Raw genomic sequence first — 13,832 nt, 5'->3', positions numbered from 1 at the left:
GGCGAAGTAGACGCTCAGGTGTACTCAACGTGCGAGATTTTTGCGGAAATCCAGATAGGCTTGAGCTGTTTCTGAGCTCGCCTCCAGGTGCGGGAGATGGCCAATACCGGGCAGGATTTGCAGTTGCGACCTGGGTATCAGCTGGTGCAGGATTTTGGCACCGGAAACGTCAGTGGCACGATCTTCCTCACCCCAGGTGATCAGGGTTGGCGTCAACAACCCGGCCACGCGTGACTCCAGGAAAACCGGCTTCTGACTGGCGACCATGTCACGAAATATGCGCGTGTGCAGGTCGTAGTTTGTTATTGCGCGCTCGGTCACCACCTGTTTAACACTCCCGGGCAGGTAAGGCGGTTTGGACATCACGGTGAGCAAAATGCGGTCAAAGTCCTGCGGTGTTTTGGCAAACAGCAAATACTCACCGCGCTCGGTATAGGCCGTCAACACGCCTGAAGGCTTGGCAGTGGCGACCCCTGCAGCGTCGAGCAGCCACAGGCTGCTTACTTTCTTGGGATGCGCCGCGGCATAACTCGCCATGATCCAGCCGCCCATGGAGCTACCCCCAAGATGCACGCGGTCAATCTTGAGCGTAGCCAGGAACTGATCCAGCCGCTCGACCTGCTTGTCAATGCTGTAGTCGGCATCGGCAGGCTTGCTGGCGTCGCCAAAGCCTGGCAAATCGATGGAGATCACGCGCATCTGGGGCGTCAAGTGCATGGCCACGCGGTCGAAGTTGTCCTTGTCGGCGCCAATGCCGTGCACCAGTACCAAAGCCTCCCCGCCGGCCGGACCGCCCTCAAGGTAGGGAATGTCGAAGCCGGGAATCTGCGCCTGTTTTAGTTGCAGGCCAGAAACGCTGCGCTGCAGGTCGATCAGTGTCCGGGCCATTGGTTCGGGGATGACGCGGTCCAGCACCGCCATGCTCACCACCAGCAGGGCGACAAGGGCCGCAATCAGGCCGACAATTTTTCCGAAAATACGCATGCCAATAATTCCATTCGTAAATGTTGCTAGCCTTGCCGAAACGGCGGGCCTGCGCTGGGCCACTGGCCCTAGCGCAAATCGAGCGTGAACGGAAACTCGCGGCTTGCTTGCGCCGCTTGCACTTGCACCTTGCCGGGTGTGTGTCCCATGCGGAAAAAGCGGTTCAGACGCCGACTCTCGGCCTCGTACGAGTTCACCGGCAGGGTGTCGTAGGCGAGGCCGCCTGGGTGCACCACATGGTATTGGCAGCCGCCCAGTGATCGTTCCATCCAGGTGTCAACAATGTCAAAAGTCAGTGGCGCATGCACGCCCACCGAGGGGTGCAGGGCCGATGGCGGATTCCAGGCCTTGTAACGGACGCCAGCGACGTATTCGCCCACGGTGCCCGTGTTCTGCAGTGGCAACGCGCGGCCGTTGACTGTGATGACATAACGGTTGTCGTTAAGACCAGTGACATGCACTTCTACACGTTCAAGGGACGAGTCAACATAACGCACGGTGCCGCCGGAGGAGCCTTCCTCGCCCATCACATGCCAGGGCTCCAGCGCGCTGCGCAGGGTCAGCTCGATGTTGTTGGCCTTGACCTGGCCGATCATCGGGAAGCGGAACTCAAAATGCGGGTCAAACCAAGTCATGTCAAAGCCGTAACCGGCCTCGTTAAGCTCGGTCAGCACATCGGCAAAGTCCTGGCGTACAAAGCCGGGCAGCAAGAAGCGGTCGTGCAGCTCGGTGCCCCAGCGAGTCATGCGGCCGTGGTAGGGCTTGTTCCAAAAGCGCGCCACCAACGCACGCAGCAACAGCTGTTGCACGATGCTCATGCGGGCATGCGGCGGCATTTCAAAAGCGCGCAATTCCAATAGTCCAAGTCGGCCTGTGGCCGAATCGGGTGAATACATCTTGTCGATGCAAAACTCGCTGCGGTGGGTGTTGCCGGTTACGTCCACCAGGATGTTGCGCAGCGTGCGGTCAACGATCCATGGCGGCATTTCCTGGCCGTATTTTTCGCGGTTGGTGGTGATCTCGCGCAGCGCGATTTCCAGCTCGTACAGCTGGTCGTTACGCGCTTCATCAATCCGCGGGGCCTGGCTGGTGGGGCCGATAAACATGCCCGAGAAAAGGTAGCTCAGCGACGGATGGTTGTGCCAGTAGGCAATCAAGCTGCCCAGCATTTCCGGCTTGCGCAAAAACGGGCTGTCGGGTGGCGTTGCGCCGCCCAGCACAAAGTGGTTTCCCCCGCCCGTGCCGGTGTGGCGGCCATCGGTCATGAACTTTTCAGCAGACAGCCGTGTTTCGTGCGCGATCTTGTAGAGAAACTCGGTGTGCTCAACCAGTTCGTTCCAGTTGTAGGCCGGGTGGATGTTGACTTCAATCACACCGGGGTCGGGCGTGACCTGCAGCATTTTCAGGCGCGGGTCGCGCGGTGGTGGGTAGCCCTCCAGCACGATCTGCAGATTCAACGCCTGTGCGCTGGCTTCGATGGCGGCCAGCAAGTCCAGGTATTCCTCCAGCCGCTCCACGGGCGGCATGAAGATGTAGAGCGCGCCGGTTGGCGGCTTGGTGCCAACGTCCTTTTCGGTGGGTTTGGTTTTGGGCTCGTCTTTGGGTCCGTTGGCGCGTGCAGGGTCGCGCACTTCCACACACAGTGCAATGCGGGGTAGCCAGGGCGCCGACTGTTTGGGAGCTGGCATGCGGTCAGCATCTTTGGCAATTGGGGCTGCTGGCGCCTTGACCAGCGCAGCTGCGTCCGGGGCCGCTGCATGCCGCTCGCTGATGCTCTCGGCAGAAGGCAACTCCTCACGCGGCGCAAAAGGGTCGGCCTCGTTGACGCCAGGGTTGTCGGTTTTGGACACCCAGGGCATGGCGTCGAGCGGCAGCCGATAACCCATGGGGGAGTCACCGGGCGCCAGGTACATGCGGCCATCGCGGAAGTACCACGGACCGGTGGCCCACAGCGGTCCCGTGGCCGGTTCAGTTGATTCTTCGCGAACCTTGAGCGGCAGCACATACCCCACCACTGCATCCAGACCTTGTGAGAAGACTCGACGCAAGCGCTCGCGTTCCATCGCGTCGTCCAGCTTGGTGTCAAACGGGTCTACGTTGACGGGCAGGCGGCGCTCGCGCCACAGGTAGTACCAGGTGTCTTCATAACCCGGGGTGATGTGTTTGGTGCTGAGGCCCAGCTTGCCGGCCAGCGTGTCGGTAAAACGTTTAGCGTCTGCAGTTGTGTAGTTGCAGCCGGCCTTGGTAGCCTGGGCATTGCGCTCGTCGGTGAACAGCGCAGGGTTTTTCCAGACCGGCTGGCCGTCCTTGCGCCAGAAAATGCTTAGTGCCCAGCGCGGCAACTGTTCGCCGGGGTACCACTTGCCCTGGCCAAAATGCAGAAAACCGCCTTTGCCGTATTCAGCGCGGAGTTTTTGCACCAGCTCCGTGGCATAGCCGCGTTTGGTGGGGCCCAGGGCGTCGATGTTCCATTCGGCCGCGTCGCGGTCTTGCGTGGCAACAAAGGTCGGTTCGCCGCCCATGGTCAGGCGCACATCGCCGGCCAGCAACTCCTGATCCACCTTGTGGCCGAGCTTGAGCACGTCGGCCCACAGCGCATCGGTGTAGGGCTGTGTCACGCGTGGCGATTCAAAAATGCGCTGCACACCCATGTGGTGGGTGAACTCAACTTCGCTCTCGTCCACGCCGCCTTCAATCGGCGCTGCGCTTGACGGCTCTGGCGTGCAGGCCAGCGGAATATGGCCTTCACCGGCCATCAGACCAGAGGTCGGGTCCAGCCCAACCCAGCCCGCGCCCGGCAAAAAGACTTCGCACCACGCGTGCAGGTCGGTAAAGTCGGTCTCTGTACCGCTCGGGCCGTCCAGCGACTTGACGTCCGCCTTGAGCTGAATGAGGTAACCCGAGACAAAACGCGCGGCAAGCCCCAGATGGCGGAACAGCTGCACCATGAGCCAGCCGGTGTCGCGGCAGGAGCCGACGGCCAGCTTGAGCGTGTCTTCCGGCGTCTGCACGCCTGGCTCCATGCGGATGGCGTATTTGATGTCGCCCTGCAGCTTCTGGTTCAGGCCGACCAGAAAGTCGATGGTGCGTTTGGGTGTGCGGTCAATCTCCGCCAGGTAAGCCTTCAGCAGGGGCGTGGCGGCTTCAGTGGCCAGGTAGGGCGCGAGCTCGACTTCCTGCGCTTTGCTGTACTTGAAGGGAAATTCTTCAGCCTCCGGCTCCAGAAAAAAGTCAAACGGATTAAACACCGCCATCTCGACGACAAGGTCCACGGTGACTTTGAACTCGCGCGTCGGTTTGGGGAAGACCAGCCGCGCCTGGTAGTTGGCAAAGGGGTCCTGCTGCCAGTTGATGAAATGGTCTTTGGGCTCAACGGTCAGCGAATACGACAGCACCCGAGTGCGGCTGTGCGGGGCCGGGCGCAGACGAACAACCTGCGGACCTAGCTTGACCAGGCGGTCGTACTTGTAATGGGTGATGTGGCTCAGGGCAACGTGGATGGACAAGGCAATCTCGCTTTTCAAATATTTCAGAGGCGTAACAGGCACTATGCCGTAGAAAACAGGGTATGCCTCCCAATCAATCCACGGTTTTATGCAGACAATACTAGCAAGAGCTGCGCCATGGGTCCGCTTCCATGTCCGGCCACAGGTTTTACAACAATGATTCGGGGGAGGTTTGTGCGTTCATCGTCATCAGCAAAACCCGGCGTTGCTAGCCATGCAAGCTTGATTTTCATGGGCTTCATCGCGGGGGTTGCGCTTCAGTTGCAGCAGCGCGAATTGTGGGAAGTGCGCATGCATGTTGTCTTGGTGGCCGGCGCAATTTTGCTGTCGATTCTGGCTGCGAGAGGGGTGATACGCAGGAGACCCCTGGATTGGGCTCCGGCCGTAGCGATATTGGCTATCGCATTCTCACTCGGCTTTGCGCTGAGTGGCCTTCGCGCCGCAGTGTTTCAGTCCGCGGCGCTCAATCCAGCCCTTGAAGGCAAAGACATCGACATCACTGGCCGCGTGGTGGCCATGCCGCAGCGCGGGGATGATGGCGTGCGCTTTAGGTTTGCGGTTGATGCCGCGAGCCTGAAAGGCCAGCCCGTGGTTTTGCCGGCGCAGATTTACCTTGGCTGGTATGCGGGTTTTGGCAATCGGGAGCCTGCGCCGGCTTTGCTGGATATTGACAACCCCGACGCACCCGCAGTCCTGCTGGCTTTGCAGCGCCAGCCGCAGCCTTTGCGGGCCGGCGAGCAGTGGCGCATGACGGTGCGCCTGAAAGCACCGCACGGCAACAGCAACCTGCATGGCTTTGACTATGAGCTCTGGCTTTGGGAGCAGGGCCTGCAGGCGACGGGCTATGTGCGTGCGGGGCCAAATGATCCGCCGCCCCAGCGGCTGGCTGACAGCTGGCGTCATCCAGTCGAGCGGGCGCGCCACGCGGCTCGCGATGCGGTGTATGCGCGCGTGAAAGACCGTCAGTTGGCCGGCGTGGTGGCGGCCTTGCTGGTGGGTGACCAGAATGCCATTGACCGTGCGGACTGGGACGTGTTCAGGGCAACGGGTGTGGCTCACCTGATGTCGATATCAGGCTTGCACATCACCATGTTTGCATGGCTGGCCGCGCTGGGCATTGGCTGGTTGTGGCGGCGATCGGCGCGCTGGAGTCCGACGCTGTGCCTGGCCCTGCCAGCGCGCAGTGCGGGCGCTTGGGGTGGGCTGCTGCTGGCCACGGCTTATGCGCTGTTCTCTGGCTGGGGCGTGCCCGCGCAGCGCACGATTTTGATGCTGGCTGTCATGGTGCTGCTGCGCCAGAGCGGCAAACGCTGGCCCTGGCCGCAGGTGTGTTTGCTGGCCATGGCCGCGGTGGTGGCGCTGGACCCTTGGGCTTTGATGCAGCCGGGGTTCTGGTTGTCGTTTGTGGCGGTGAGTGTTCTGTTCGCCGCTGGAGGTCCCTTGCAAAGGGATGAGGATTCCACGAGTTTGAGTGATGATGCTACTAATGCAATAGCAAACTATTCCCGAAACGAAAGGGCGGATGGCCAATTTCACTCTGAACATCAACCGAAAAGAGGTTTTCTGGCCCGGCTGACGCCCGTGGCGGCATCTGTGTTTCGGACCGCCCGTGAGCAATGGATCGTCACCTTAGCCCTCACGCCGTTGTCGCTGCTGCTTTTCAACCAGGCCTCTCTGGTCGGCTTGCTGGCCAACGCGCTGGCGATCCCTTGGGTGACCCTGGTGGTGACGCCGCTGACCATGCTGGGTGTGGTGTGGGCGCCCATTTGGGATTTGGCCGCTGGATCGGTGGCTGTGCTGATGGCGTTTTTGCAGTGGCTGGCGCGCTGGCCGGTGGCCAGTGTCAGCGTGGCGGCGGTGCCCCTGTGGTGTGCCGTGGCCGGCGTTGCGGGCGGGCTGCTGCTGGTTATGCGACTGCCATGGCATTGGAGAGTCTTGGGTGTACCCCTGCTGCTGCCGGTGCTGCTATGGCAGCCGCTTCGTCCGCCCGCCGGGCAGTTTGAAGTGATCGCGGCTGATGTAGGGCAGGGCAATGCGCTGATTGTGCGGACTGCGGCACGCACCTTGGTATACGACACAGGGCCACGCTTTTCCCGTGAGAGTGATGCCGGGCACCGGGTGCTGGTTCCCTTGCTGCGCGCTCTGGGCGAGCGGGTGGATACCGTGATGCTCAGCCACCGGGACAGCGACCATGTGGGTGGCGCCGGCGCTGTGCTGGCCATGCAACCGCAAGCGGCGCTACTCAGCTCCATTGAAGACGGCCACCCTTTGCAGACTCTGCGTGCCTCAACGCGGTGTGTCGCTGGCCAGCGCTGGTTGTGGGATGGCGTCACTTTTGAGGTGCTGCACCCGGCGCCGTCCGACTACGAATTCGCGCAAAAATCCAATGCCATGAGCTGCGTGCTGCGTATCTCCAATGGCGCGCAGACGGTGCTGCTGGCCGGCGATATTGAGCTGGCGCAGGAGCAACGCCTGGTCGCCGCACACGCCAATTTGAAGGCCGATGTGCTGCTGGTGCCGCACCACGGCAGCAAAACTTCGTCGAGTGCGGGTTTTCTGGATGCCGTGCACCCCCGGTTGGCATTGGCTCAAGCGGGCTACCGCAATCGCTTTGGGCACCCCGCGCCGCCAGTGCTTGAGCGCTACCGCGAGCGCGGCATCACTGTGCTGGCGTCCCCCACGTGCGGGGCTGCCACCTGGAGTAGCGAGCGGCCCGATGGGCCGGTTTGTCAGCGGCAGGCGGGTCTGCGCTATTGGCATCACAGCCCGGAGCTCAGTCGTTGAAGCGCGCCGACGCGCAAAAAGATGCATCGCCCTACAGGCCGCTGGCGCATTCCTTGCTAAGCTAGTGGTACAAAAAGAATGCGCTAAACACCACGCGGAGATAAGTTGATGAGCTCTATGAAGTTTGACGAGATGAACGCCACCGACCAGAGTGTGCGTGCGCATTACCAGAGCTACCAGCGCTGGCTGGCCCGGCAACCGGACCCTGTCATGCAGGCCAGGCGGGCTGAAGCCGAGATGATTTTTCGCCGGGTAGGCATCACCTTTGCCGTGTACGGCGACCAAGACGACGGCAACGCAGAAAACGGCGGCACTGAGCGCCTGATCCCCTTTGACCTGATTCCCCGCATCATCCCGGCCCACGAATGGGCAAGCATGGAGCGCGGCCTGGTGCAGCGCGTGACAGCGCTCAACCGCTTCATCCACGACGTGTATCACGACCAGAAAATCATCAAGGCCGGCGTAGTGCCGTCCGAGCAGATTTTTCAGAATGCGCAGTTCCGGCCCGAGATGATGGGTGTGGACGTACCCGGCAATATCTACTCCCACATCGCAGGCATTGACATTGTGCGGGCGCCCAACGCGCAGGGCGAGGGCGAGTACTACGTGCTTGAGGACAACCTGCGCGTGCCCAGCGGCGTGAGCTACATGCTGGAAGACCGTAAGATGATGATGCGGCTTTTCCCGGCCTTGTTCAGCGAAAACCGTGTCGCGCCCGTCGCTCACTACCCCGACTTGCTGCTGGAGACGCTGCGCGATAACTCGCCCGCGCACCGTGCGGAGCCGACTGTGGTGGTGCTGACACCGGGGATGTACAACTCGGCGTATTTTGAGCACGCGTTTCTCGCGCAGCAAATGGGTGTTGAGCTGGTCGAAGGACAAGACCTGTTTGTCAAAGATAACTTTGTCTACATGCGCACCACCCGCGGCCCCAAGCGTGTGGATGTGATTTACCGCCGTGTGGACGACGACTTTCTGGACCCGCTCGCCTTCCGGCCGACATCCACACTCGGTTGTGCAGGCCTGCTCAATGTTTATCGCAGCGGCAACGTGGCACTGTGCAACGCCATCGGTACCGGCGTGGCCGACGACAAGTCCATTTACCCCTACGTGCCCAAGATGATCGAGTTTTACCTCGGTGAAAAACCCATTTTGAAAAATGTCCCCACGTACATGTGCCGCAACGAAGATGACCTGAAGTACACGCTGGCCAACATGAAAGACCTTGTGGTGAAAGAAGTGCACGGCGCCGGCGGCTACGGCATGCTGGTGGGCCCGGCTTCTACCAAGGCCGAGATTGAAGACTTCAGCAAGGCCGTGAAGGCCAACCCCGCCGGCTACATTGCGCAGCCGACGCTGAGTTTGTCCACCTGTCCGACCTATGTGGAGAGTGGCATTGCACCGCGCCACATCGATCTGCGTCCGTTTGTGCTGAGTGGAAAAACCGTGCAGATGGTGCCCGGTGGTTTAACGCGCGTGGCCCTGAAAGACGGCTCACTGGTTGTCAATTCATCGCAAGGTGGGGGCACCAAAGACACCTGGGTTTTGGAAGATGCACAGGCGCCTTCGCAGGCCCAATCACAGTCGCAGTCTGGCCAATCGCAGTCGCAATCACAGTCCGGAGGTGCTTAACTATGCTGTCACGAACCGCCGATCATTTGTTCTGGATGTCCCGCTACACAGAGCGGGCTGGCGACATGCCGCAGGCATTCGCGGGGATGACTGACAACTGCGCGCAGCGCTTGTCACGTCGTCACCAAAACACGCCAAGCGCGTTAGCGCTTTCGGTGTTTGAGGCAAGGAGTTAAACCATGTTGTCACGTACTGCTGATCATTTGTTCTGGATGTCCCGTTATACAGAGCGCGCCGAAAACACCGCGCGCATGCTGGATGTCAATTACCAGACCTCGTTGTTGCCGCAATCAACGGGTGTAGCTGAAGTAGGCTGGCAAGGCTTGCTGAGCATCAGCGAGCTGACCCCCGCGTATGAAGCCAAGTACGGCGCGATCAATGCCCGCGATGTGATGGACTTCATGGTGCGCGACGAAAAAAATTCGTCCAGCATCATCTCCTGCCTGAAAAACGCGCGTGAAAACGCACGCGCCGTGCGCGGCACGCTGACCACTGAGGTGTGGGAGACGCAAAACCAGACCTATCTTGAAATCTTCCGCATGTTGCGCAATGGCGATTTTGAGCGCGACCCCGGCCAGTTTTTTGAGTGGGTGAAATTCCGTTCACACCTGTCACGCGGCGTCACGGTGGGCACCATGCTGCAGGATGAAGCGCTGTATTTCATGCGCCTCGGTACCTTTCTGGAACGGGCCGACAACACGGCGCGGCTGGTGGACGTGAAGTTTCACGCGGTGCAAAGCGACTTTTATGGCGCGGCGAGCGAGAAAGATCAGGAGTACGATTTTTACCACTGGAGCGCGATTTTGCGCAGCGTCAGTGCTTTTGAAATCTACCGCAAGGTTTACCGCAATGTGATCAAACCCGAGCGCGTGGCAGAGCTTCTTATGCTGCGCACCGACATGCCGCGTTCGCTGGCGGCCAGCCTGTGTGGCGTGGTGACCAACCTGGAGAAGGTCACTGATGACACATCGTGCGAAACCGTGCGCCGCGCCGGCAAGCTCAACGCCGATTTGCAGTACGCCCGCATTGACGAAATTCTGGCCACCGGCCTGCATGGTTACCTCACGCAGTTTCTCGACCGTGTGAACGAGCTTGGAGCCTGCATCAGCCGCGAGTTTCTGGTCCCGACTACGAGTTGAAGATGACACCTCGCCGAGCGGACGTGGGCGCTCCATGAAACTGCATATCAGGCACACGACAAAGTACCGGTATACAGAGCCCCTGCGTTATGCCCTGCAGACCTTGTGCCTGACGCCGAAGTCCGGCCCGGCACAAGACGTTCTTTTCTGGACCCTGGGTGCGCCACGTGCCCTGCATGAACAGCACGACGGCTTTGGCAATGCCATTCACTCTTACACCTTCGTGGGCGAGGTGGCCGAGCACGTAACGGGCAGCCTGGTCAACGCAGCGGGCCAGGTCGAGACGCGTGGTGTGGCTGAATTTATCGACGACGCGAACATGCCGCACCCGGCATTTTTTTTGCGCCCCACGTCACTTGCGGCGCCGCACGCGCAGCTGACGGACTTTGGCAGGCGATTTGTATCAGGTGCTGCAGACTTGAGCATACTTTTGGCACTTAGCCAAGGCGTGGCGGGCGCCGTTAGCTATAAAAAAAAATAGCACCGATGTTGAAACCACGGCGATACAAGCCTTCGAGGCTGGCGCCGGCGTGTGCCAGGACCAGGCCCATGTGATGGTCGCCATCTGCCGCAGCCTTGGGATTCCGGCGCGATATGTCAGCGGTTACTTTTACGCGGCAAATGAGCCAGATCTTGCAAGCCACGCGTGGGCCGATGTTTGCCTGGATGTGGAAACCCGACGTTGGGTCAGCATAGATGTGACCCACAGCTGCCTGATCGACCAGCGCCATGTGCGCCTTGCCGTGGGCACCGACTACAACGCGTGTCCACCCATCAAGGGTATTCGCCGCGGCGGTGGGGAGGAGGTAATGACCGTGGAGATCACGATTGAGCCCGTGTAACTCATCAGCTGTTAAATCTCAGCGCTTGAGCGCCTCCATAGCCACATGCAGCGTGATCTGATCGCTGATCAGCGGTGCAAATCTCCCCAGGTTGAACTCGCTTCGCCGGATTTTCCCGGTCGCGTTAAGGCCACAAGTTTGTTTACGCAGCATCGGGTGCATGCCGCATTTGTAGTTGGTCACTGTTAGGGTCAGCGGCTGCGTGATGCCCTTGATGGTCAGGTTTCCGTCAACTGAGGTCACGTCGTCGAACTTACCGAAAGTAAGTTTGGTGGATTTGAAGGTCACCACCGGAAATTTTTCGGCGTCAAAAAAACTGTCGCTCATCAAAACCTGATTGAACAGGGCCGATCCGGTGCTGATGGAGCGCACATCAATCGTGACGTCCACGCTGCCCGTCTGGTTGGGAAGATCCAGGGTGACCGTTGCATCAACTTTGTCAAAACGTTCGCGCTGGAGGCTGAAGCCGAGGTGGTTGAACTCGAAGAAAGCGAAGGTGTGGTCCGGGTCGCGGTCGTAAATATCGACTGCCATCACCGGGGACAAGGTGAGGCAGCACAGCAGGATGGCGACGAGTTTTTTCATGGATGCCTCTCAAGCAGGATGTTCGTGTTGTCAAGGCCGCAGCACAAGCTGAAACTGCACTGTCACCTCGTTGGCCACCACCTTGACGTCGCCCCAAACGCCGCCGCCAATGCCGTAGTCGAGGCGCTTGATGACGAATGAGCCATCCATCACGGCCTGGTTGGCGCCGGGTTTGAGCATCGCCTCCATGACCACAGGTTGGGCAATGCCCTTGATGGTCAGGGTGCCATTGACCTGAAAGCGTCCGCCGCCCTGGGGCTGGATCTGGCGCATGTCGAAACGCGCCTCTGGATGGCTCTTGACGTCAAACCATTGCGTTCCGGTGACTTCTTCATTGACTTCACGCACGCCGGTGTCAATGCTCGCAAGATCAATGCGCAATTGGCCACGGGCTGCCGCTGGTGCCGCGGGGTCGAGCGCAACGCTTGCGTCGAATTTGCGGAAGGCGCCGTCCACCGCAACGCCCATCTGGCGGGACGTGAAAGTGATGCGACTGGCGCCAAGGTCAACCCGGCGGTATTCAGCAGCCTCGATGCTAGCTGAGGAGATGAGTAGCGCCAGCGCTGCGGTGATGGCTTTCATGAATGTGCCCTGTTAAAGCGGAACATGCGGCCCAGCAGGCCGTCCCGGTCGATGAAGTGATGTTTTAAAGCTGCTGCGACGTGTAGAGCAACCAGGCAAAGCAGCGTGTAGTTGAGGATGACGTGCAAGGCCCCCAGAAGCTGCCCCAGCGCCTCGTCGCGCGACAGTAAATTAGGCAGCGCCCACAAGCCAAAGTACACCGTGGTAACGCCTTTGGCGGAGCTCATCAGCCAGCCCGAAACCGGCACGCAGAACATCAGCACATACAGCAGCAGGTGGCTGACATGCGCGGCGCTTGTCTGCAACGCGGGCATAAGGGCGGGCAGTGGAGGAGGCGCGTGCCGGGCACGCCAGGCCAAACGAAACAGCAGAAAGCCCGCAATGCTGAGCCCTATCCATTTGTGGTACGAGTAGAGCTGAAGTTTCAGGGGGCTGAGCGGCAGGTCCACCATGTAGAAACCGACCGAGAAACCTGCCACCAGCAGCACGGCCATCGTCCCGTGTAGAACAATGGCTGTGCGTGTGTAGGCGACGGGTGGGCTGTTGGCATGATCAGGGCGCACCGAATCATTCTGCCTCCAATTGGTGACCGGCGATATGGGGCCAGTGAATACCCCGAGAGGCACCGAGCCCGGCGCGCTAAGGCCTGATCCGCGCCGCTACTTCCTGACCGAGCTCGATGACCGACATGGCGTAGTAGCTGCTCCAGTTGTAGCGGGTGATGACATAGAAGTTTTCAGTGCCGGCTACGTAGGTCGGGCCACTGCCGCCGTTGGCTGGGTCGCCATTGAGCAGTTCAACCAGGGCCAGCGGCCCGGCATGCTGCAGGGCCGCCCCTTCCAGCACCGCGCCTTTGGCGCCAAAGCTGGCCACGCCAAAGGTTGGAAGGATGTCGGGCGCCATCAGGGCGTCCATGTCGAGGATGGCGTTGTCAAATCGCACGGGGTAGTGGGTGGGCATGCCGGGCCGCCAGCCAAAAGCCTTGAAGTAGTTGGCCACCGAGCCAATGACATCGCTGGTGCTGTTCCAAAGATCCACCTTGCCGTCGCCGTCGAAATCCACCGCATATTTGTTCCAGCTGGACGGCATGAACTGCGGCATGCCCATGGCGCCGGCGTAGCTGCCGCGCGGCAGGGTCGGATCTGAGCCCATGCGGCTTTGCATGGTCAAAAACTGTTCAACTTCGCCTCTGAAAAACTCGGTGCGTTCACGGGCCCGTGGGTGCGTGGCGGGAAAATCAAAGGCCAGGGTGGTGAGCGCGTCCAGCACACGAAAGCTGCCAGTGTCCCGGCCGTAGATGGTCTCAACGCCGATGATGCCCACGATGATGTCGGCCGGTACGCCGTATTCACTTTCAGCGCGGGCCAGCGAGGCCCGGTTGTCCTGCCAGAACCGCACGCCGGCTTCGATACGCACGGGGTCAATAAAGCGGCTACGGTAAACGCGCCAATTTTTTACAAAGGTTTTTGCCGGCGGCTGCATCAGGCGCACAACGCTGGGCATGTAGCGCGCCTGCCCAATCGTGTCGCGTACCCAAGCGGGGTCCAGGTTGCGGCGGCTGGCCAGGTCATCGGCAAACTGCATCACCTCGGGTCGACTTGAATAGCTGGGTCCTTGAGCGGGCTGGCTGACAGTCCTGCGGGGTTTCAAGTCTTTTGGGGTTCTGGCCCAGGAAGCGTGGGCGCAGAATGCTATTAAAAGAAGAGCAACAGGGGTGCGAAGCGAGGTGAGCTTGAAAAGGGAATAGGGGATCATGCGCAAGGCTGTTTGGGAGGCGG

At 60.4% G+C, this 13,832-nt stretch carries 13 protein-coding genes; 6 read left to right on the top strand and 7 right to left on the bottom strand.

Annotation, left to right across the window (positions count from 1 at the left end; genetic code table 11):
- Positions 1-24: 24 nt before the first annotated feature.
- The 3 genes from VE934_RS10465 to VE934_RS10455 all read right to left on the bottom strand — a co-directional run bounded on the left by VE934_RS10465 (position 25) and on the right by VE934_RS10455 (position 4,723).
- Positions 25-984 carry an alpha/beta fold hydrolase gene (locus tag VE934_RS10465; RefSeq protein ID WP_324887148.1) on the bottom strand — a complete coding sequence of 320 codons (960 nt, stop codon included), beginning with the start codon at positions 982-984 and terminating at the stop codon, positions 25-27.
- A gap of 68 nt (positions 985-1,052) precedes the next feature.
- Positions 1,053-4,490, bottom strand: a complete 3,438-nt coding sequence (locus VE934_RS10460) for a transglutaminase family protein (protein ID WP_324887146.1) — start codon at positions 4,488-4,490, stop codon at positions 1,053-1,055.
- 86 nt (positions 4,491-4,576) lie between these two features.
- Complete coding sequence (locus VE934_RS10455; RefSeq protein ID WP_324887145.1) at positions 4,577-4,723, bottom strand: hypothetical protein; 147 nt, start codon at positions 4,721-4,723, stop codon at positions 4,577-4,579.
- Here VE934_RS10455 and VE934_RS10450 point away from each other — a divergent pair.
- From VE934_RS10450 to VE934_RS10430, 6 genes are all read left to right on the top strand, one after another.
- Positions 4,722-7,274: a DNA internalization-related competence protein ComEC/Rec2 gene (locus VE934_RS10450; RefSeq protein WP_324887143.1), complete on the top strand. Its 2,553-nt coding sequence runs from the start codon at positions 4,722-4,724 to the stop codon at positions 7,272-7,274. The two genes, VE934_RS10455 and VE934_RS10450, sit on opposite strands and share 2 nt — an antisense overlap.
- A gap of 108 nt (positions 7,275-7,382) precedes the next feature.
- Complete coding sequence (locus tag VE934_RS10445; protein ID WP_324887141.1) at positions 7,383-8,906, top strand: circularly permuted type 2 ATP-grasp protein; 1,524 nt, start codon at positions 7,383-7,385, stop codon at positions 8,904-8,906.
- A gap of 2 nt (positions 8,907-8,908) precedes the next feature.
- Complete coding sequence (locus VE934_RS18180; protein ID WP_414693834.1) at positions 8,909-9,082, top strand: alpha-E domain-containing protein; 174 nt, start codon at positions 8,909-8,911, stop codon at positions 9,080-9,082.
- 3 nt (positions 9,083-9,085) lie between these two features.
- Complete coding sequence (locus tag VE934_RS10440; protein ID WP_324887140.1) at positions 9,086-10,045, top strand: alpha-E domain-containing protein; 960 nt, start codon at positions 9,086-9,088, stop codon at positions 10,043-10,045.
- 34 nt (positions 10,046-10,079) lie between these two features.
- Positions 10,080-10,526: a transglutaminase N-terminal domain-containing protein gene (locus tag VE934_RS10435; protein ID WP_324887138.1), complete on the top strand. Its 447-nt coding sequence runs from the start codon at positions 10,080-10,082 to the stop codon at positions 10,524-10,526.
- Positions 10,527-10,575: 49 nt separating this feature from the next.
- A complete protein-coding gene (locus tag VE934_RS10430) occupies positions 10,576-10,887 on the top strand; it encodes a transglutaminase family protein (RefSeq protein WP_324887136.1) in 312 nt (103 codons plus the stop codon).
- Positions 10,888-10,905: 18 nt separating this feature from the next.
- On the opposite strand, the gene VE934_RS10425 is transcribed toward VE934_RS10430, so the two are convergent.
- The 4 genes from VE934_RS10425 to mltB all read right to left on the bottom strand — a co-directional run bounded on the left by VE934_RS10425 (position 10,906) and on the right by mltB (position 13,809).
- Positions 10,906-11,472 carry a YceI family protein gene (locus VE934_RS10425; RefSeq protein WP_324887134.1) on the bottom strand — a complete coding sequence of 189 codons (567 nt, stop codon included), beginning with the start codon at positions 11,470-11,472 and terminating at the stop codon, positions 10,906-10,908.
- 30 nt (positions 11,473-11,502) lie between these two features.
- The gene (locus VE934_RS10420) at positions 11,503-12,054 is read right to left on the bottom strand and encodes a YceI family protein (protein WP_324887131.1); all 552 of its coding nucleotides are present in this window, start codon (positions 12,052-12,054) and stop codon (positions 11,503-11,505) included.
- On the bottom strand, positions 12,051-12,617 hold the full coding sequence (locus tag VE934_RS10415) for a cytochrome b (protein ID WP_324887129.1): 567 nt from the start codon (positions 12,615-12,617) through the stop codon (positions 12,051-12,053). Before VE934_RS10415 ends, VE934_RS10420 begins: the two co-directional genes overlap by 4 nt.
- Before the next feature lie 76 nt (positions 12,618-12,693).
- On the bottom strand, positions 12,694-13,809 hold the full coding sequence (mltB, locus tag VE934_RS10410; protein ID WP_414693833.1) for a lytic murein transglycosylase B: 1,116 nt from the start codon (positions 13,807-13,809) through the stop codon (positions 12,694-12,696).
- Between the last annotated feature and the right edge of the window lie 23 nt (positions 13,810-13,832).

It is taken from the genome of Polaromonas sp. (assembly GCF_035638815.1).
Lineage (GTDB): Bacteria > Pseudomonadota > Gammaproteobacteria > Burkholderiales > Burkholderiaceae_C > Polaromonas.
The sequence above is the reverse complement of the archived record's forward strand: the minus strand, read 5'-3'. Positions and strand labels throughout refer to the sequence as shown.